Here is a 19211-nt window from a genome sequence, read left to right on the forward strand (position 1 = left end):
TAGCGTCAGGGTGTGGCTGCCTCTTCGGTTGAACTACTGAAAAGCATGCGGGAGGGTGGACGCCCCTTCCGTGCGCATCGCACTCTGCCCGTCACCGGGATCGACGCTCACCGCGCCGGCGTCGAACGGCTTCTCGCGTCCTACCGCGCGATCCCCACGGACGCCACCGTGCGACTCGCGAAGAGGACGTCCAATCTGTTCCGCGCGCGGGCCCAGACCAGTGCGCCCGGCCTCGACGTCTCCGGCCTCGGCGGAGTCATCTCGGTGGACCCACAGGCCCGGACCGCGGATGTCGCCGGAATGTGCACCTTCGAGGACCTGGTGGACGCCACCCTGCCGTACGGGCTGGCGCCGCTGGTGGTTCCGCAGCTCAAGACCATCACACTCGGCGGCGCGGTCACCGGCCTCGGCATCGAGTCGACGTCGTTCCGCAACGGGCTCCCCCACGAATCGGTCCTCGAGATCGACGTCCTGACCGGCAACGGCGACATCGTCACCGCGACACCGGAAGGCGAGAACTCCGACCTGTTCTGGGGATTCCCCAACTCCTACGGAACCCTCGGCTACTCCACCCGGCTGCGCATCCAGCTCGAGCCCGTCAAACGGTATGTGGCACTGCGCCATCTGCGTTTCGACTCCCTCGACGAGCTGCAGTCCGCAATGGATCGCATCGTCACCGAGCGCGTCCACGACGGCATCCCCGTCGACTACCTGGACGGCGTCGTGTTCACCGCGTCCGAGAGTTACCTGACGCTGGGCCATCAGACCGACGAGGGCGGCCCCGTCAGCGACTACACCGGGCAGAACATCTTCTACCGGTCCATCCAGCACAGTTCCGTGAACCACCCCAAAACGGACAAACTCACCATTCGAGACTACCTGTGGCGCTGGGACACCGACTGGTTCTGGTGCTCGCGCGCATTCGGCGCCCAGAACCCCACCATCCGCCGGCTGTGGCCGAAGAACCTCCTCCGCAGCAGCTTCTACTGGAAGCTCATCGCCCTCGACCACAAGTACGACATCGGCGACCGACTCGAGAAGCGCAAGGGCAACCCGCCGCGCGAACGCGTCGTGCAGGACGTCGAAGTGCCCATCGAGCGCACCGCGGACTTCGTCCGCTGGTTCCTCGACGAGATCCCGATCGAACCGCTGTGGCTGTGCCCGTTGCGGTTGCGGGAACCCGCCCCCGCCGGCGCGTCCTCGCAACGCCCCTGGCCCCTGTACCCCCTCGAACCGAAGCGCACATACGTGAACATCGGATTCTGGTCGTCGGTGCCCATCGTTCCGGGCCGACCCGAGGGGGCGGCGAATCGGCTGATCGAGGACAAGGTCAACGACTTCGACGGACACAAGTCTCTCTACTCCGATTCGTACTATTCACGAGAAGATTTCGAACGCCTCTACTACGGCGGCGATCGATACACGGAACTGAAAAAACGCTACGACCCGAAATCACGATTACTGGACCTTTTCTCCAAGGCGGTGCAACGTCGATGACAACTCTGAAAGCTTCACGCTCCCAAGACCACAAGCTGACCATCGCAGAGATTCTCGAAACTCTGTCCGACGGTATGCTCCCCCTGCGGTTCTCCGCCTACGACGGCAGCGCTGCCGGCCCGGAGGACGCCCCTTACGGACTCCACCTCAAGACGACCCGGGGCACCACCTACCTCGCGACCGCCCCCGGCGACCTCGGCATGGCCCGGGCCTACGTGTCCGGCGACCTCGAGGCCCGCGGCGTCCATCCCGGCGACCCCTACGAGATCCTCCGCGTCATGGGCGACGAACTGCACTTCCGTCGCCCGTCCGCGCTCACGCTCGCCGCCATCACGCGCTCGCTCGGCTGGGATCTGCTGCGCCCCATCGCCCCTCCCCCGCAGGAGCATCTCCCGCGCTGGCGTCGGGTCGCGGAAGGGTTGCGGCACTCCAAGTCCCGTGACGCCGAGGTCATCCACCACCATTACGACGTCTCGAACACCTTCTACGAGTACGTCCTCGGCCCGTCCATGACGTACACGTGCGCGTGCTACGAGAACGCCGAACAGACCCTCGAAGAAGCGCAGGACAACAAGTACCGCCTCGTCTTCGAGAAGCTCGGCCTCCAGCCCGGCGACCGACTGCTCGACATCGGTTGCGGCTGGGGATCGATGGTCCGGTACGCCGCCCGCCGCGGCGTCAAGGTCATCGGCGCCACCCTGTCCCGCGAACAGGCCGAATGGGCGCAGAAGGCCATCGCCGAAGAAGGACTGTCCGACCTCGCGGAGGTCCGGTTCTCCGACTACCGCGACGTCCCCGAGACCGGATTCGACGCCATCTCCTCGATCGGCCTCACCGAGCACATCGGTGTCGGCAACTACCCCGCCTACTTCGGTCTGCTGCAGAGCAAGCTCCGCGAGGGCGGCCGGCTGCTGAACCACTGCATCACCCGGCCCGACAACCAGAGTCAGGCGCGCGCAGGCGGATTCATCGACCGGTACGTCTTCCCCGACGGCGAACTCACCGGCTCCGGACGCATCATCACCGAGATCCAGAACGTCGGGCTCGAGGTGCGGCACGAAGAGAACCTGCGCGAACACTACGCACTCACCCTCGCCGGATGGTGCCAGAACCTGGTCGACAACTGGGACGCCTGCGTCGCCGAGGTCGGCGAAGGGACCGCACGTGTGTGGGGTCTCTACATGGCCGGGTCGCGACTGGGCTTCGAACGCAACGTCGTTCAGCTGCACCAGGTCCTCGCCGTCAAACTCGGCCCCAAGGGCGAGGCGCATGTGCCGCTGCGTCCGTGGTGGAAGTAGGCGGCTCCGCCGCCCGTGAGTGGTTAAGGAGTCTCTGCACTCCTTGACCACTCACACGCCGGGCACGGCCTCTCGCCGGGCCTGATCCACCCCTCCCGCACCAGCACGGTCTCCACTTCACGGGCCACCACACACGGACTCTTCGTCACCTCGTCGAACCCGTAGACGAGTCGTGGACGCCCCTGCAGTTCCGCGGCGTTGTCGCGTCGACGGTCCCGGAACGCGACCTCCGCCATGGCGTGCGCGCGGCGACCGTCGAGTCGCACGATGAGCGGCACCCCGTGCTCGGAGTAGTCGCAGTCCTCGAAGAGGGTGCGCCCGTCCACGACCACGGGTGACTGCCGCCGCGCGCGAGGAAGCCCGTGCGCGTCCTCGACGTCGGTGGCGTAGCGGTATTCGAGCACCGACTGGACGCCGTCGGCGAGCAGTCGTACCGCATCCACGAGCGCCTTGCCGTACCGACGTGGTCGTCGCTCCTCCATGCGTCGCCGGATGTCGCGCAGTGGGATCCGGGCATTGGTCACGAGAGCGATGAGCCGGGTGTAGGCGTCCCGTGCCGTGGGCTCGGCGACAGCTACGTCCAGAGCCGTATCTGCCCTTGCCGTCCGGGGTTGGTCCGTGTCGACGGCAATGTAGTCGTGCGCCCTCGACCGGTGCACGACGACTCCCGGATGCACGACAGTTCCTTCCCGGTGGCACAGACTCACCGACGCGAGGCCCGCACCGACAACGGTCGGCGCCTGGGTGACAGCCGATCTTCCGTAGGGAACGGTGATGTGCACGGGGCGTGCGGGATCGGCACGAATCATGTGCCATTCCTCGGCGGCCGTGTGGTGGCTGAGGACTGCACCCTTGCCTCCGAAGAGCAGCGCGGCTTCCAGCGACATCTCACGAGTGATCGGTCCGTTGCTCACCGAATAGACACCGTGGAGCACTGCTTGCCATCTACCGGATTCGACGCGGTGTCGGACCCTGCTGCGGGGAAACCCGAGGGCGTGGAGTTGCGTGTGGGTGATCAGGCCGAACTGCGCGTCGGCGACGTCTTTCAGGGCGGCGAATTGCGTGGAGGTCATACCGGGCACGGTCACCGAGACCCCCGACGGGTCTCGGTGTCGCACCTGGGGAAATGAATTGCCCTGTGGATAACCCACAGGTTGGGGATAACTCAGCCCGTGCGTGGTCAGCGAGTCCAGAGACTCCTTAACCACGCACGGGCGGCGGAGCCGCCTACAACCTCAGCGACGCCGGCGGGGTGAAGCGCTCGCCGTACTTGGCGGCGAGTTCTTCAGCGCGCTTGACGAAGCCTGCCTGGCCGCCTTCGTAACCCTGGATGTACTGCGACACACCGCCGGTCCAGGCGGGGAAGCCGATACCCATGATGGAGCCGATGTTGGCGTCGGCGGTGGTGAGGAGCACGTTTTCGTCGAAGCACTTCTGCGTCTCGATGGCCTCGATGAACAGCATGCGCTCGATGAGGTCCTGGAACGGCACCTCGAGTTCCTTGGAACCGAAGTTCTCCCGCAGGCCGGGCCAGAGGCCGGTGCGCTTGCCGTCGGCGTAGTCGTAGAAGCCGGCGCCGCCGAGCTTGCCCTTGCGGTCGAACTTGTCGACCATCGTGTTGATGACGTCGCCTGCCGGATCGGCGGGCAGTTCCTTGCCTTCGGCCTTCGCAGCTTCCGCGGTTTCCTTGCGGATCTTCTGCATCAGCGTGAGGTTCAGCTCGTCGGACAGCTGCAGCGGTGCCGCCGGGTAGCCGGCCTGCATGCCTGCCTGCTCGATGGTGGCGGGCTCGATGCCCTCCGCCAGCATGGCGATGGCCTCGTTGATGAACGTGCCGATGACGCGCGAGGTGAAGAAGCCACGCGAGTCGTTGACGACGATCGGCGTCTTGCGGATGGCCTGCACGTAGTCGAAGACGCGCGCGAGCGCCTCGTCGGATGTCTTCTCGCCGCGGATGATCTCGACGAGCGGCATCTTGTCGACGGGAGAGAAGAAGTGGATTCCGATGAAGTCCTCTTGGCGCTTCACACCCGTCGCCAGGCCGGTGATCGGCAGGGTCGACGTGTTCGAGCCGAGCAGGGCCGTCGGCTCGACGATGTCCTCGATCTCCTGGAACACCTTGTGCTTCAGGTCCTGCGACTCGAACACGGCCTCGATGACGAAGTCGACACCGGCGAAGTCGGCGGGGTCGGCGGTCGGCGTGATCCGGTCGAGCAGCGCCTTCGACTTCTCCTCGGTGGTCTTGCCACGCGAGAGGGCCTTTGCCTCGATGCCCTCGGAGTACGCCTTGCCCTTGTTCGCGGCCTCGATGGTGACGTCCTTGAGGACGACGTCGAAGCCGGCCTTCGCGGACACGTAGGCGATGCCCGCGCCCATCATTCCGGCACCGAGCACACCGACCTTGGTGATCGGGGTCTTCTCGATGCCCTCGGGGCGGGAGGCGCCGGAGTTGATGGCCTGCAGGTCGAAGAAGAACGCCTGGATCATGTTCTTCGCGACCTGGCCGGTGACCAGCGACGTGAAGTAGCGGGCCTCGATGAGGAGCGCGTTGTCGATGTCGACCTGCGAGCCCTCGACGGCGGCGGCCATGATGGCGCGCGGTGCCGGCATGGGAGCGCCCTTGAGCTGCTTGCGGAGGTTCGCGGGGAACGCGGGGAGGTTGGCTGCGAACGCCGGGGTGGACGGGGTGCCGCCGGGGATCCGGTAGCCCTTCTTGTCCCACGGCTGGACGCCGCCCTCGGGGTTGGCCTTGATCCACGCCTTCGCGGCGGGCACCAGTTCCTCGACCGAGGACACGACCTCGTCGACGAGTCCGACCTCCTTGGCCTGCACCGGTCCACGCTGCTGGCCCTGGAGCAGCACCTGCATGAGCGCGTTCTGCAGTCCGAGCATGCGGACGGTGCGCACGACGCCACCGCCGCCGGGCAGCAGGCCGAGGGTGACCTCGGGCAGGCCGATCTTGACGCCCTTCACGTCCGCGGCGACGCGGTGATGCGTGGCCAGGGCGATCTCGAGTCCGCCTCCGAGCGCGGCACCGTTGATGGCGGCGACGACGGGCTTGCCGAGCGTCTCGAGGCGGCGCAGGTCCGACTTGATCGCGACGCTGTGGCTGTAGATCTCGTCGGCGTTCTCCGGGCCGACCTTGATCATGTTCTTCAGGTCGCCGCCGGCGAAGAACGTCTTCTTGCCGGACGTGATGACGACACCGGTGATGGAGTCCTTCTCGTCGACGAGGCGGTCGACGGTCGCCTTCATCGAGGAGATGTAGGCGTCGTTCATGGTGTTCGCGCCCTGGTTGGGATCGTCGATGGTGAGCACGACGATGCCGTCGGCGTCCTGCTCCCAGTTGATGATGTTCTGCTCGCTCACTGCTTCAAGTCTCCTGATGGTCCGGGCGGTCAGACGCGCTCGATGATGGTGGCGACGCCCATACCGCCGCCGATGCACAGGGTGATGAGGGCGTACCGGGCGTTGCGACGCTCGAGCTCGTCGATCATGGTGCCGGTGATCATGGCGCCGGTGGCTCCGAGCGGGTGCCCCATCGCGATGGCGCCGCCGTTGACGTTGAGCTTCTCGTCCGGGATGTTCAGGTCCTTCTGGAACTTGAGCACCACGGACGCGAACGCCTCGTTGATCTCGAACAGGTCGATGTCGTCGACGGTCAGACCGGCGGCGGCGAGCACCTTCTTCGAGGCCGGGGTCGGGCCGGTGAGCATGATCGTGGAGTCGGCACCGCTGGTGGCCGTCGCGACGACGCGGGCCCGCGGGGTCAGGCTCATGTCCTTACCGGCCTGCTCGGATCCGACGAGTACCAGTGCGGCGCCGTCGACGATGCCGGAGCTGTTGCCGCCGTGGTGGACGTGGTTGATCTTCTCGACCCAGTGGTACTTCTGCAGCGACACCGCGTCGAAGCCGCCCATCTCGCCGACGCCGGCGAAGGACGGGTTGAGGCCCGCGAGGTTCTCGAGGGTGGTGCCGGGACGCATGTGCTCGTCCTGGTCGAGGACGGTGAGGCCGTTGATGTCCTTGACCGGGACGACGGACTTGGCGAAGTAGCCGCCGGTCCACGCCTTCGCGGCGAGGTCCTGCGAGCGGACGGCGTACGCGTCGACGTCCTCGCGGGAGAAGCCCTCGATGGTGGCGATCAGGTCGGCGCCCACGCCCTGGGGAACGAAGTAGTTGTCGTAGTTGGTGGCCGGGTCGAGCGCCCACGGTCCACCGTCGGAGCCCATCGGCACGCGGGACATCGACTCGACACCGCCGGCGATGACCAGTTCGTCCCAGCCGGAGCGCACCTTCTGCGCGGCGGTGTTGACGGCCTCGAGGCCGGACGCGCAGAACCGGTTCAGCTGGACGCCACCGACGGTGTCGGGCAGTCCGGCGTCGTTCACCGCGACGCGCGCGATGTCCATGCCCTGGTCGCCGACGGGGGTGACGACGCCGAGGATCAGGTCCGAGATGCGATCCTCGTCCAGGTCGGGGAAGCGGGCGCGGAGCTCGTCGATCAGGCCGGTGACCAGCGAGATCGGCTTGACCGAGTGCAGCGAACCGGTCTTCTTTCCGCGGCCACGCGGGGTTCGGATGGCTTCATAAATGAATGCCTCTGTGGTCACTGTGGAGTGTTCCTTCCTAATCTGCGTCGACGCCGACCGTGCACACGGCGCTCTGCACGGGGCATACCCCGGCACGTCCACCTTAGAACGTGTTGCAAAACGGTAGGAAGGACCGAAGCGATCCTGGATCGTGACCCAGGCGATCACGATCGGCCGATCTCCGCCCTACCCGGGCCGCACTTTCGTGCTGTAATGACCCGGCGCTCGACCCGACCCGAGCGGAGGAGAACACGCTGTGACCACCCGACTGTCCCGCCGGCAACTGTTCGGCGCCGCGACCGCGGGTGCGGCGACCGTTGCCGGGCTGGGACGCGCCGCAGCGTCCGCGGATCCGGCTCGTCGACTGCCGTCTCCTGCCGCGATCACCGCGTCCGATCCGGCTCTCCTGAGCGCGGTCGAGGCCGCGTCGCTGTTGCAGTCACGCGCGCTGCATCCGCGCGAGCTGCTCGACGCGTGCCTGTCGCGCAGTGCCGCCCACGACGGCGGCATCGGGGCCTGGATCCGGATCTACCCCGAGCAGGCCTACGAGGCCGCGGAGTCGGCCGCACAGCGACTCGCGGCAGGGTCCGCGCCGCTGGTCTGCGGATTGCCGATCGCGCTGAAGGATCTCTATGCGGTGGCCGGGCTGCCCGTCACGGCATCGAGCGGCGTCCTCGCGGGAAACATCGCCGCCGGCGATTCCGGGGTGTGGCGGCAGCTGCGCGACGCGGGCATGGTGCTGATCGGCCACGCGCACACCCACGAGTTCGCCATCGGAACCGCGACACCGCAGGTGGGGAACCCGTGGGACGTAGAGTATTCGCCGGGCGGCTCGTCCGGTGGCAGCGCCGCCGCCCTCGCCGCGCGATTCGCGCCCTGTGCGGTGGGAACCGACACCGGCGGGTCGTTGCGCATCCCCGCGAGCGCGTGCGGGATCACGTCGATCAAACCGACGTTCGGCCGGTGCAGCACCAGCGGGGTGATTCCGCTGACCTGGACGCGCGATCACACCGGCCCGATGGGGCGCAGTGTCGCCGACGCGTCGCTGCTCCTCAGTCACATGGCGGGCGTCGACGTGGACGACCCCTGCACGTCGGTGGGCCCGGACGTTCCCGCGGAGGGTTACCCGCTGACCGCCGTGGGCGGGTCACGCCCGCTGTCGGGCACGCGCCTCGGGTTGCCGCGGGGTGTCGCCGACGACCTGCCCGGCGCGACCGGGACCCTGTTCGGCGGCTTCCTCGACCTCGTCCGCGCACTGGGCGGCGAGATCGTCGACGTGACCGTGCCCGACGTGCCGAAGGGGCTGCTGAGCGGCGACTATGCCGAGTTCGGCTCGTATCACCGGCAGTTCGCGGACCGGCTCCCGGCGTACGGCCAGGAGTCGGCGCTCGCCGCGACCGCGGCGACGGCGAGCCTCGCCCTGCCCGTCGCGGACTACTTCGCTCTCGAACGCGCACGCCTGCGCTTCCAGCACGACTACAACCGGATGTTCGCCGAGCACCGGCTGGATGCGATTGTGCGCCCCGGCTCCCTCACCGACGGGGTGCGGCGCGACGCGCTCTCCGACTCGAGCGTGTTCGCCGGTGCGCGGGAGAACTACTTCTGGGCCAACTACACCGGAGCCCCGGTCGTCTGCACCCCGGTGGGCCGGTCCGCGGCCACCGGCATTCCGTTCGGCGTGCAACTGGGCGGGGTTCCGTGGTCCGAGGCGTCGCTGATCTCGATCGTCCTGGAACTGCAGGAGGCGCAGCCGGTGTGGCGGGACGCGCCGCCGCTCGGCCCGTCACCGCGGCGGATCCCCGAGGTGCGGGTAGCGGCCCCCGGCGCCGGACCGACTGCGACCAACACGGACGACACCGGCCCGGGTATCCGGTTCGTGCCGACGACATCGACCGCGGCGGTATGACGCCGCGAGGTCAGGCGTCGAGGCCGAGACCCGCGTCCCGTGCCCGGACGATCGCGGTCGGACGGTCGGGCACACCGAGTTTGGCCAGCACGTTCGACACGTGGTTGCGCACCGTCTTCGGGCTCAGCACGAGTCGCCGCGAAATGTTCGCGTTGTCGTAGCCGCGGGCAACGAGGTCGAGGACCTCACGCTCCCGGTCGGTCAGCTCGGGAAACACCGTGGGACCCACACGGCGCGAGGCGGCCATGAAGCCCATCGCGCGGGCCGCCACCGCGGCGCCCAGGATCACCTCACCGTTGGCGACCGCCCGGACCGCCCGTTCGACCTCCCCCGGATCGGCCCCCTTCACCAGGTAGCCGCGGGCACCGGCCCGCACCGACGCGACCAGCGATTCGTCGTCCTCGTGCATGGTCACCACGAGCACCCGCAGTGCGGGGTGCCGCTCGACGAGCCGCCGGGTGGCGTCCACCCCCGAACCGTCCCCGAGTTCGAGGTCCATCAGCACCACGTCGACGTCCCCGTCGACGACGTCGAGCGCCTCCGCGACGGAGCTGGCCTGCGCGGCCACCTCCATGCCGTCCAGGGTCGACAGCAACGCCACCATGCCCAGCCGGAACACCGGGTGGTCGTCGACGACGGCGACCCGGATGGACGAGGTGGTGGAATTCGTGGTGCCTGCGCTCATGATGCGGTCAACGGTAACCGGGCGGTGACCACCGTGCCTGTCGGACGGCCGGATTCGATGTGGAGCGTGCCGCCGAGTTCGTGGGCGCGCTCGCGCATCGACCTGGTTCCGACGCCGCCGCCCCCGGCCGGATCGAACCCGCACCCGTCGTCGTGGATGACGACCGTGAGCATCTCCGACGCGAACGTGGCGTCGACCCGGCAGCCGTCGGCTCCGCTGTGCCTGCGCGCGTTGGTGACGGCCTCGACGACGATCCCGTACGCCGCGGCGCTGATCTCCGCCCCCAGCCTGGGCGGCGGATCGGCCTGCACCCGCAGCTGGAATCCGCTGCGCGACTGGCTGGCTGCCAGTTCGTGCAGCGCCGGGACCAGTCCGAGCTCGTCGAGCACCGGCGGGAACATGCTGCGGGACAGCTGCCGGACGCCCTCCACCTGATGGTCGAGTTGCTCCTGCAGCGCGTCGATGAGTTCCGCGGCGGCGACCGGATCCGAGCCGAGCAGGTTCCGGGCGCCCTGCAGGCCGAGTCGGATGCCCGCCAGCGACGGACCCAGCCCGTCGTGCAGTTCGCGGCGAATCATCTGCCGCTCCTCCAGTCGCACGGACGCCAACCTGCGTCGGGCCTCCTGCAGATTCTCCGCCGACTGCAGCACGACGAGACCGGCCGTCACCACCGCCGACAACTCGGTGAGCGACCGGCGGGTGCGCGCCCCCAGCGACTCCCCCGGCGGCGCCGTCACGACCATCGTCCCGAGCGCCGCACCGCGGTGGACCAATTCCACCGACTCGGCGTGCCCCGTCGCCGAACCCCACACCGCGGCAACCCCGCTGGTGCGCCGCACGGACACGGATTCGAGCCGCAACGCGACGCCCACGCCGGCAGCGAGTCCCTCCAGGAGTTGTTCCGGGGTCTCCGCACTGCCGAACTGCCGGCCCAGGGTGCGGACGGCCCGCGCCGGGTCCTCGCCCTCTCCGTAGACGAGGCGGTGCACCCGCCGCTGCAGCCACAACCGGACCGGCTGCACGGCGACGGCGACGACACCCGCCGCGACCACCTGCGCCCCCACCGAATCACCCTCGGGCAGCAGCGCCGTCACGGCCGTGGCCACCACCACGTAGAGCACCAGCAGCAGGACGGTGAGGGTGCCCGCCACCGTCGCGCGGCTGACGGCGAGATTCAGCCCCCACATGCGCTGACGCAGGATGCACACCAGGATCGCGACCGGATAGAACGCCTGAACGGCCAAGTGCACCAACGGGTTGAGCACCCACAGCCCCGGCAGCGACGCGGGCAGGGCCAGCGGAATGTACGCCGCCGTCATCAGCGCCGTGCCGAGGCACATCCATCCGAGCCCCACACGCTCGTCGGGTGGGCCGTGCCGCCAGCGCCACCCGCAGTCCGCTGCCGCCGCGGAGCCGACGACGAGCACGGGCACGATCACCCACACCGCGGGGATCCCCGTGAACGTGCGAGACCAGAAGTACCAGGACGTCGCCGCGATACCCGCGAGGACGCCGAGTTTCGCGCCGACACCGAGCGGATGGTCGCGGATCAGCCACGGCACGATCAGGAACAGGCTGAGCGTCCCGGGAATCCACGCCGTGTTCTGCAGCGGCGACAGCACGTCGACCCACGGCAACCCCGGCCGCACGACCGCGAGCTGGGAATAGCTGTAGCTCAGCGCGGCGACACCCACGCCGATGGCGGTGATCCCCATGATGATCGGCACCGGATGCACCCGGCGCGCGAGGACGACGCCGGCCACGGTCCCGTACACCGCTGCCCCGACGACGTCCACCAGGAAGAACAGCTGGTTCGAATCGATGCCCGGATCGGCCCGGACGAACGCCACCACCGACAGGACGACCAGAATCCACGCGGACACCGCCATGACAGCAGCAGGTACGGGCGCACCGCCCGTACCTGCCGACCCCTCGGTCATCGGAGTGTCCTTCTGCTTCACCATGATGCGAACGAGTATCTCCGCTACTCGCGCACGGTGTCGGCGAAAGCGAAACCGATTGCGCTCACCAGCACCCACAGCGGTCCGGTGAACCCCGCGAGGTACTGCAGCGGCGAGACGCCGATGACGGCCGTCACCAGGCCCAGGACCAGGCTGACCCAGCCGATCCACCGCGGGCCGGCCTGCCCGCGCAGCAGTGCGACGGCCACCGCCAGCGCGCTGACCCCGGCACCCGCCCACAGCCACGGGATGGTGCCCATCCAGTGGCCCCCGACCACCGCGAACTCCGGCACCAGCTGGTCTGTGTCACCGAGACCGAACACCAACTCGGTGGTCAGGCCGGTTCCGAGCAGGCACGCCGCCGACGTCAGAACCAGACCGAACGCCGCGACCGACGGCAGGATGCTCTCGGCAGGCAACGCTGCTCGCAGCCGCTGGGACAACCCCGCGGCGAAGACGAGGATCAGCAGCGCCGCGGTCATGACCGCCACGTGCATGACGAGGATCCCGGTGCGCTGTCCGGCGAGGCCGTTCATGATTGCGACCGCGTCGCCGGCCGACGCCTCCACGTAGACCGCGTCGATCGACATACTCGCCTGGATGCCGACGATTCCGGCCACGCCGGCGACGGCCCCGACGTAGGCCCACCACCGGCCACTTCGCGGTCGCGCCGTCGCCGGGACCTCGTTCTGCACGCCGTCTGGAACATTCACTGTGCTCATGGGACGAGAATCGGGCACCCGGCGTCCCGGGCACCAGGGGCCGATGTCCCGATGTGGCGGGACCGGCGACGCGGCCCCTTCGGGTCAGCCCTCGAGCTTCTTGGCCCCGAGCATGTCCTTGAGCAGTTCGAACGCCACGTCTTCCGGGTCGCGGCGAGTCGCGGGATCGACGGGTTCCGCCGCCTCCGCGAACATCTCTTCCTCGTCCTCGGGTGTGGAGACGGGCGGCGGCGTTGTCGCGGAAGCCTCGTAGTCGATCGGCCCGGGATCGTCCGGGTAGTCGGGTGCCTCCGGCGGCGGAATGTCGTCGTCCGGCTCGGACGACGGACGTGCCTGGCCCGCACCCGGACCCGAATCGGAGCGTTGTGTGTCGGACTGCTGCTGCGGCGGACGCTGCGCGGTCTTCTCCTGGCTGGGCCGGGAGAATCGCGGTGCGCCTGCCGGCTTCGTCGGCGCTGCAGCGGCCTTCGCGACCGGTGGGGGCGGCGCCGTCGGAGCACCGGCCTGATACTCCACTTCCCAGGTGCCGCCGAACATCTCGGCGAGCACCTCGGTGATCACCTGAGCGTTGTGCGGTGACGCGATGCGAGCGCCCAGGTTGGGGACGGGGTGCGCCAGGATCAGGCGGTTGCCCTGAACGTCGTGCACGGTCGCGGCCGACAACATGGCAGGCAGGATCTTGTTACGCTGACTCACCTTCTCGCGCAGCGAATTCCAGGCTTCCCGCAGCGCGGCGGCATCCGGTCCGGCCGATGCGGCGGGCTCCGCCTCCACCTCGGGGGCGATCGGCGTCTCCGGTTCCGGTGCGGGAGTCGGCTCCGGTACAGGTTCCGGTTCCGGAACAGGAGCGGGCGCCGGTTCGGGTTCCGGAACAGGAGCGGGCACGGGCTCGGGCTCGGGTGCGGGCGCGGGCTCGGGTGCGGGCACAGGGGCAGGCTCGGGCGCAGGCGTCGGCTCCGGAACAGGTGTCGGCTCGGGCTGCGGCTCCGGTTCGGGAACGGGTGTCGGCGCGGGCTCCGGAACCGGCCGCGGCATCGGTTCGGGTTCCGGCTCGGGCGGCGGGGGCACGGTGGCCGCCGCGGCCTGGCGCATCGACGGTCGCTGGAACTTCGGTTCCGGCTCCGGCTCGGCGGGATGTTGCGGCGCACGCGCAGGAGCCGCCGCCGGCCGCTCGGCCGCGTCCACTGCCGGCGCCGCCCCGGCGGGCGGAAGTCCGCGTTCGACGCGTTCGAGTCGTTGCAGCACGGCGGACTCCGCATCGGACGCCGCGGGCAGCAGCATCCGGGCGCACATCACTTCGAGCAGCAGGCGGGGAGCCGTGGCGCCCCGCATCTCACCCAGGCCTGCGTGCATCACCTCGGCGTAGCGGGTGAGCGTGGCGGGACCGATCCGCTGGACCTGGGCGCGCATGTGTTCGAGCACGTCGCCGGGCGCGTCGACCAGGCCACGTTCGGCGGCGTCGGGCACCGCCTGCATCAGGATGAGGTCGCGCAGGCGCTCGAGCAGGTCGACGGCGAACCGGCGCGGATCGTGCCCGGCGTCCATGACGCGGTCGACCGTTCCGAACAGCGCTGCACCGTCGCCGGTGGCGAGCGCGTCCACGGCGTCGTCGATGAGCGCGACGTCGGTGACGCCGAGCAGCGCGAGCGCACGCGGGTAGGTGACGCCCTCGTCACCCGCTCCGGCGAGCAGCTGATCGAGGATGCTCAGCGAGTCACGCGGCGAACCGCCACCCGCGCGGATGACCAGCGGATACACCGGGTCGGCGACGGGCACACTCTCCTGGTGGCAGATCTTCTCGAGCAACCCGCGCATCGTGGTCGGCGCAAGCAACCGGAACGGGTAGTGATGGGTGCGCGAACGGATGGTCGGCAGCACCTTCTCCGGTTCGGTGGTGGCGAAGATGAAGATGAGGTGCTCCGGCGGCTCCTCCACGATCTTGAGGAGCGCGTTGAAACCGGCCGTGGTGACCATGTGGGCCTCGTCCACGATGAACACCCGGTACCGGGATTCGGCGGGCGCGTAGAACGCGCGGTCGCGCAGCTCACGGGTGTCGTCGACGCCACCGTGGCTGGCCGCGTCGAGTTCGGTGACGTCGAGGTTGCCCGAACCGCCGGGGCCGAGCGCCACGCACGAGGGGCACTGGCCGCACGGCGTCGAGGTGGGACCCTCGACACAGTTCAGCGATCGGGCCAGGATTCGGGCAGACGACGTCTTGCCACAGCCGCGGGGACCGGAGAACAGATACGCGTGGTTGATCCGTCCGGCGTCGAGAGCGGTGCTCAGTGGTTCGGTGACGTGCTCCTGCCCCACCACCTCGGCGAAGGATGCGGGTCGGTACTTCCGGTACAGGGCCACGCGGAAAGACTACCGGCGGTCCCCGACAGTCCGGGCCGGGTGGTCGAAGCGCCCGCTCGGCACCCGCTCGGGGCGCTACTCACATGCCGAGGTCCGAACCTGACCGCATTGCGTAACACGTTCGCAACGCAGCGGCATCACAGTCGAAACCGCTCGCGGTCATCGTGACTTTCCGCGCCGGGTTTCGTCCCGGTGTGTGAGGAGAATGTCGTGCCTGCAATCGACGCCGGAGCAACCGCCTGGCTTCTGATCAGTACCGCGCTGGTCCTTCTGATGACGCCGGGGCTCGCCCTGTTCTACGGCGGGATGGTCCGTTCCACCGGCGTACTGAACATGATCATGATGAGCTTCGTGTCGATCGCGCTGGTCACGGTCGCGTGGCTGGTGGCCGGATACTCCCTCATCTTCGGCGACGACATCGGCGGCGGACTGATCGGCGGGCTGGAGCACCTGGGGATGGTGGGCATCGACCCCACCACCGTCCACGGGCAGGTGCCCGAGATCCTGTTCGCCACGTTCCAGCTGACGTTCGCGATCATCACCGCCGCGCTGATCAGCGGTGCGATCGCCGACCGGGCCAAGTTCTCGGCCTGGATGATCTTCGTTCCCGTCTGGGCCCTCGTCGTCTACGCGCCCGTCGCGCACTGGGTGTGGAACCCGCAGGGCTGGATCGCACAGTTCGGCGCCCTCGACTACGCGGGCGGACTGGTCGTCGAGATCGTGTCCGGCGCGTCCGGCCTGGCGCTGGCGCTGGTCCTGGGCCCGCGCCTCGGATTCCGGTCCGAGTCGATGCGCCCCCACAACCTGCCGCTGGTGCTGCTGGGCGTCGGCCTGCTCTGGTTCGGCTGGTTCGGTTTCAACGCCGGCTCCGCGCTCGCCGCCGACGGCACCGCCGCCGCGATCTTCCTGAACACCCTCGTCGCCGGGTGCACCGGCCTGCTCGGCTGGCTCCTCGTCGAACAGAAGCGTGACGGCCACCCCACCACGTTCGGTGCGGCGTCCGGCGTCGTCGCGGGTCTGGTCGCGATCACCCCGTCCTGCGGCACCGTGAGCATGGTCGGCGCGCTCGTCGTCGGCGCCGTCGCCGGCGTGGTCTGCTCGTTCGCCGTCGGCTGGAAGTTCCGCCTCGGGTACGACGACTCCCTCGACGTCGTGGGTGTCCACCTGATGGGCGGCATCGTCGGCACCATCCTGATCGGTCTGCTCGCCACCGAGGTCATGACCGGCGGACCGGAAGGCCTCTTCTACGGGGGCGGGTTCGCCCAACTCGGCAAGCAGGTGGTGGCCGTGGTGGTCGTCGCCCTGTACGCGTTCGGCGTGACGTACGCGCTGGGCAAGCTGATCGACCGGATCTTCGGGTTCCGGGTGAGCGCGGAGGACGAGTCGTCCGGCATCGACCTTGCTTTGCACGCCGAGTCGGCGTACGAGCACGGTGTGCTCGGGCACGGTCCGGGCGGCGGCGGTCAGGGCAACAGCGTCTTCCCGTGGATGCACGAGGCCGAACGCAGGCGGCACCTGGATGCCGAGCGGAAGCAGAAGCCCTCCGACACCGAGTAGCGGCGGCTACTTCTTCTTCGCCGCCGCAGCCTTCTTCGCCTCGGCCTTCGCCGCCTTCTTGAACTCGCGGACCTCGTGGAGGCTCTTGTCGTCCACGACGTCCGCGATCGAACGCCGCGCTCCGTCGGTGCCGTAGTCGCCTGCGGCCTCCCGCCAGCCCTTCGGCTCCACCCCGATCTGCTTACCGAGCAGCGCCAGGAAGATGCGGGCCTTCTGATCGCCGTAACCCGGCAGCGCCTTCAGCCGTTTCAGGACCTCTTTGCCGTCGGGGTCGCCGCTGGTCCACAACGCCTCGACGCTGCCGTCGTAGTTCTCGACGAGGAACGCGCACAGCGACTGGATGCGGGTGGCCATCGATCCGGGAAACCGGTGGACCGCCGGCGTCTGCGAGCAGACGGCCGCGAACTCCTCCGGATCCATCTCCGCGATGCGGTGCACCTCGAGGCCGCCGAGCCGGTCGTCCAGCTTCTTCGGACCCGCGAACGCCGTCTCCATCGGAACCTGCTGATCGAGCAACATCCCGATGAGCAGCGCCAGCGGGTCACTCGCGAGGAGTGCGTCGGCGTCCGGATCCCCTACCAGGTTCAGCGTGCGTGCCATGGTTCGATCCTGCCAGGTCGGTCTCGGCTGCGCAGCTACCGGCCGAGAACCGCGACGGCGACGGCCGAGGCGGCGGTCGCGGCCAGGAGTAGCGAGATCAGCAGCGCACTACGATCGGTCATCCCTGCGCGCGAACGGCGCAGAGAAGAGACGCGCCGACCCGCGACGAGGCCGATCCCCAACAGTGACAGCGCCATCCCGGCAACCGGCGCACCGGCCACACCGGCGTCCGAGACTGCGGCGAAGTGCGCTAGGAACAACGCCGCGGCGATTGCCGACAGGGATGTCCGACGCCACGCCAGTGCGGTGCGCTCCGGCTGGAGACCGGCGTCCCGGACCTGCACACCCGTCACGGAACGGACGTCGCAACGACGGCAAGTACCGCAATCACGCCGACACCCACAGTCAGCACGGGCACCAGCACGGAATCCGGGAGCGGCAGACTGCGCCTGATCGCGAGTTGCACCGACCGCCAGTGGAGGTAGGCACCGACCGCCAGCACCGTCGCGAGTCCGAAACACACAACGGAGATCGCGCACTGCGCTCCGTCCGACAGCGACGAAGCCAACTGGCCCACCGCCACACCTCCGGCGAGGAGTCCCAGCGCCGTCCGTATCCATGCGAGATAGGTTCGCTCGTTCGCGAGGGTGAAGCGGTAATCCGGCTCGTCCTCCACCTCGGACGCGACCGACGACGCGCGCTGCGGCCGCGAGTTCAGAACGCCCACTGCGACCTTCCCGCAGTCTTGGCCTTCAGCTCCGTCGCACGGTCGCTCCCCTCGAGGAAAGCCCTCGATTCCGCGGCCGCCCAGCTGTACACGCCCTTCGCCATCGTCGACGTGGCTGCCCGCTCGAGCGCACCGAACACGTCGAGCCGCGTCTCGTGCGAAACCCGGCTGCCCGGATCGGCGTCGGCCGCCATCTGCGCGAGATGCCCGGCGAGCCGATGCTCGCCGCGTGCGAGCAGCTCACGCGCCCGCTCGGCCAATCGCTCGGCGCCACCGCCGATTTCTGCCATCTCCCGCGCCAGGTCGTTGCGGTGAGCGGCCTTGAGGTTGGCGGGGTTTCCGTCGTACCAGCCGCCGTACATCCGCCAGACGTTGCGTACGACGAACTCGGGTTCGTCGTAGGACGGCGCCAGATACGGCTTCTTCAGCAGTTCGGCGGGCGCCGTGACCGTGTGAATCACCTCGTCCAACGTCGCACCGGCATTCATCAACTCGAGCGTCTGGCAGTGCAGGGTCTCGAGCAGTTCCGCAGCGTCCGTCAGGGTCACCCGGATGCGGTCCACGCCGACTACGGGAAGTCCGTGCCCGGGGAGAAGGATCTCCGCTCCGAGTCCGGCCATCCAACGCAGGGTGCGCGCCCACTCGTACGCAAACCGCTGGACCTTCTGCGGGTTGCCGGCGTTCGGGCTCGCCCAGATGAAGAAATCGCCGCAGCAGAGGATCTTCCGGTCCGGCAGCCAGGCGATGGCCGCATCATCCGTCTCACCGCGTGCGTGACGCAAGTCGACTACGAGGTCGTCGATCGTGAGCGTCGTGCGATCGCCGAACGTGACATCCGGGTAGCGGTAGTCGTTCGGCCACTGGAGATTCGGTGCCTGGAACTGTCGCTGGTTGATGACGCCGTTGTAACCACGGGTCCTGCGGTAGCGATCGAAGCGGGGAAGAACCGCTTCCTGCGCCACGACGGTGGGGCGCTCCCAGCCGCGCCTGGCCGCCTCCTCGTCGAACGGCCCCATCCCGAAGATGTGGTCGATGTGACCGTGTGAGTACACCGCTGTGTGGATCGGCCGGTCGGAGAGTTCCCGAGTCGCCGAGAACAACTCGTTCGCGGTGCGCAGGTCGCCGGTGTCGTAGACGAACAAGCCTGCATCCGTGGGGAAGACGTAGACGTTGCCGAAGGCGGGCCACATGTAGGCACCGTCCGCGACGCGATGCATCCCCTCCCTGCGGAGGTCGCCGCGGTGATACAGCTGCTGGCTCGCCTCGCCCCGCCACACCTTGTCGGCGTATTCGATGATGTCGGTCATA

15 protein-coding genes are annotated in these 19211 nt (G+C 68.8%); 4 read left to right on the plus strand and 11 right to left on the minus strand.

All coding sequences use genetic code 11. The annotated features are described in order from the left end of the window. Positions 1 to 45 precede the first annotated feature (45 nt). Both WKC72_RS00945 and WKC72_RS00950 read left to right on the plus strand, forming a co-directional pair. Positions 46 to 1497 (plus strand): FAD-binding oxidoreductase, encoded by a 1452-nt coding sequence (locus tag WKC72_RS00945; RefSeq protein WP_370184231.1) that lies wholly within the window; start codon positions 46 to 48, stop codon positions 1495 to 1497. Continuing rightward, positions 1494 to 2795, plus strand: a complete 1302-nt coding sequence (locus WKC72_RS00950) for a class I SAM-dependent methyltransferase (protein WP_005253370.1) — start codon at positions 1494 to 1496, stop codon at positions 2793 to 2795. The genes WKC72_RS00945 and WKC72_RS00950 overlap by 4 nt, the downstream gene beginning before the upstream one ends. A 23-nt stretch (positions 2796 to 2818) precedes the next feature. Here the strand turns inward: WKC72_RS00950 and WKC72_RS00955 are convergent, their stop codons facing one another. The 3 genes from WKC72_RS00955 to WKC72_RS00965 all read right to left on the minus strand — a co-directional run bounded on the left by WKC72_RS00955 (position 2819) and on the right by WKC72_RS00965 (position 7408). After that, positions 2819 to 3868, minus strand: a complete 1050-nt coding sequence (locus WKC72_RS00955) for a hypothetical protein (protein WP_370181495.1) — start codon at positions 3866 to 3868, stop codon at positions 2819 to 2821. A 154-nt stretch (positions 3869 to 4022) separates the two neighbouring features. Then, positions 4023 to 6164, minus strand: a complete 2142-nt coding sequence (locus WKC72_RS00960) for a 3-hydroxyacyl-CoA dehydrogenase NAD-binding domain-containing protein (RefSeq protein WP_370181496.1) — start codon at positions 6162 to 6164, stop codon at positions 4023 to 4025. A 29-nt stretch (positions 6165 to 6193) separates the two neighbouring features. After that, positions 6194 to 7408: an acetyl-CoA C-acetyltransferase gene (locus tag WKC72_RS00965; RefSeq protein ID WP_005253367.1), complete on the minus strand. Its 1215-nt coding sequence runs from the start codon at positions 7406 to 7408 to the stop codon at positions 6194 to 6196. A gap of 235 nt (positions 7409 to 7643) precedes the next feature. On the opposite strand from WKC72_RS00965, the gene WKC72_RS00970 reads away from it, so the two are divergent. Beyond that, positions 7644 to 9293, plus strand: coding sequence for an amidase (locus WKC72_RS00970; protein WP_370181497.1), 1650 nt, complete (start codon positions 7644 to 7646; stop codon positions 9291 to 9293). A gap of 10 nt (positions 9294 to 9303) precedes the next feature. Here WKC72_RS00970 and WKC72_RS00975 read toward each other — a convergent pair whose 3' ends face one another. The 4 genes from WKC72_RS00975 to WKC72_RS00990 all read right to left on the minus strand — a co-directional run bounded on the left by WKC72_RS00975 (position 9304) and on the right by WKC72_RS00990 (position 15019). Then, positions 9304 to 9978, minus strand: a complete 675-nt coding sequence (locus WKC72_RS00975) for a response regulator (RefSeq protein WP_370181498.1) — start codon at positions 9976 to 9978, stop codon at positions 9304 to 9306. Next, positions 9975 to 11918, minus strand: coding sequence for a sensor histidine kinase (locus WKC72_RS00980; protein WP_370181499.1), 1944 nt, complete (start codon positions 11916 to 11918; stop codon positions 9975 to 9977). Before WKC72_RS00980 ends, WKC72_RS00975 begins: the two co-directional genes overlap by 4 nt. A 44-nt stretch (positions 11919 to 11962) precedes the next feature. Next, positions 11963 to 12661 carry a hypothetical protein gene (locus WKC72_RS00985; RefSeq protein ID WP_174233877.1) on the minus strand — a complete coding sequence of 233 codons (699 nt, stop codon included), beginning with the start codon at positions 12659 to 12661 and terminating at the stop codon, positions 11963 to 11965. An 84-nt stretch (positions 12662 to 12745) separates the two neighbouring features. Next, the gene (locus WKC72_RS00990) at positions 12746 to 15019 is read right to left on the minus strand and encodes a DNA polymerase III subunit gamma and tau (protein ID WP_370181500.1); all 2274 of its coding nucleotides are present in this window, start codon (positions 15017 to 15019) and stop codon (positions 12746 to 12748) included. A 210-nt stretch (positions 15020 to 15229) separates the two neighbouring features. Here WKC72_RS00990 and WKC72_RS00995 point away from each other — a divergent pair, with 210 nt between their 5' ends. Continuing rightward, a complete protein-coding gene (locus WKC72_RS00995; RefSeq protein ID WP_037239624.1) occupies positions 15230 to 16576 on the plus strand; it encodes an ammonium transporter in 1347 nt (448 codons plus the stop codon). 6 nt (positions 16577 to 16582) lie between these two features. On the opposite strand, the gene WKC72_RS01000 is transcribed toward WKC72_RS00995, so the two are convergent. From WKC72_RS01000 to WKC72_RS01015, 4 genes are read right to left on the minus strand one after another with little or no spacing between them, the layout of a single operon-like run. Next, entirely contained in the window at positions 16583 to 17176 is a 594-nt protein-coding gene (locus tag WKC72_RS01000) for an HhH-GPD-type base excision DNA repair protein (RefSeq protein ID WP_037239621.1), read from the minus strand. A 35-nt stretch (positions 17177 to 17211) separates the two neighbouring features. Continuing rightward, on the minus strand, positions 17212 to 17529 hold the full coding sequence (locus WKC72_RS01005; protein WP_370181501.1) for a DUF202 domain-containing protein: 318 nt from the start codon (positions 17527 to 17529) through the stop codon (positions 17212 to 17214). Further along, a complete protein-coding gene (locus WKC72_RS01010; protein WP_112301685.1) occupies positions 17526 to 17903 on the minus strand; it encodes a YidH family protein in 378 nt (125 codons plus the stop codon). Before WKC72_RS01010 ends, WKC72_RS01005 begins: the two co-directional genes overlap by 4 nt. Then, positions 17891 to 19210: an alkyl sulfatase dimerization domain-containing protein gene (locus WKC72_RS01015; RefSeq protein WP_370181502.1), complete on the minus strand. Its 1320-nt coding sequence runs from the start codon at positions 19208 to 19210 to the stop codon at positions 17891 to 17893. Before WKC72_RS01015 ends, WKC72_RS01010 begins: the two co-directional genes overlap by 13 nt. Between the last annotated feature and the right edge of the window lies 1 nt (position 19211).

Source organism: Rhodococcus wratislaviensis (assembly GCF_041228765.1).
Lineage (GTDB): Bacteria > Actinomycetota > Actinomycetes > Mycobacteriales > Mycobacteriaceae > Rhodococcus_F > Rhodococcus_F wratislaviensis.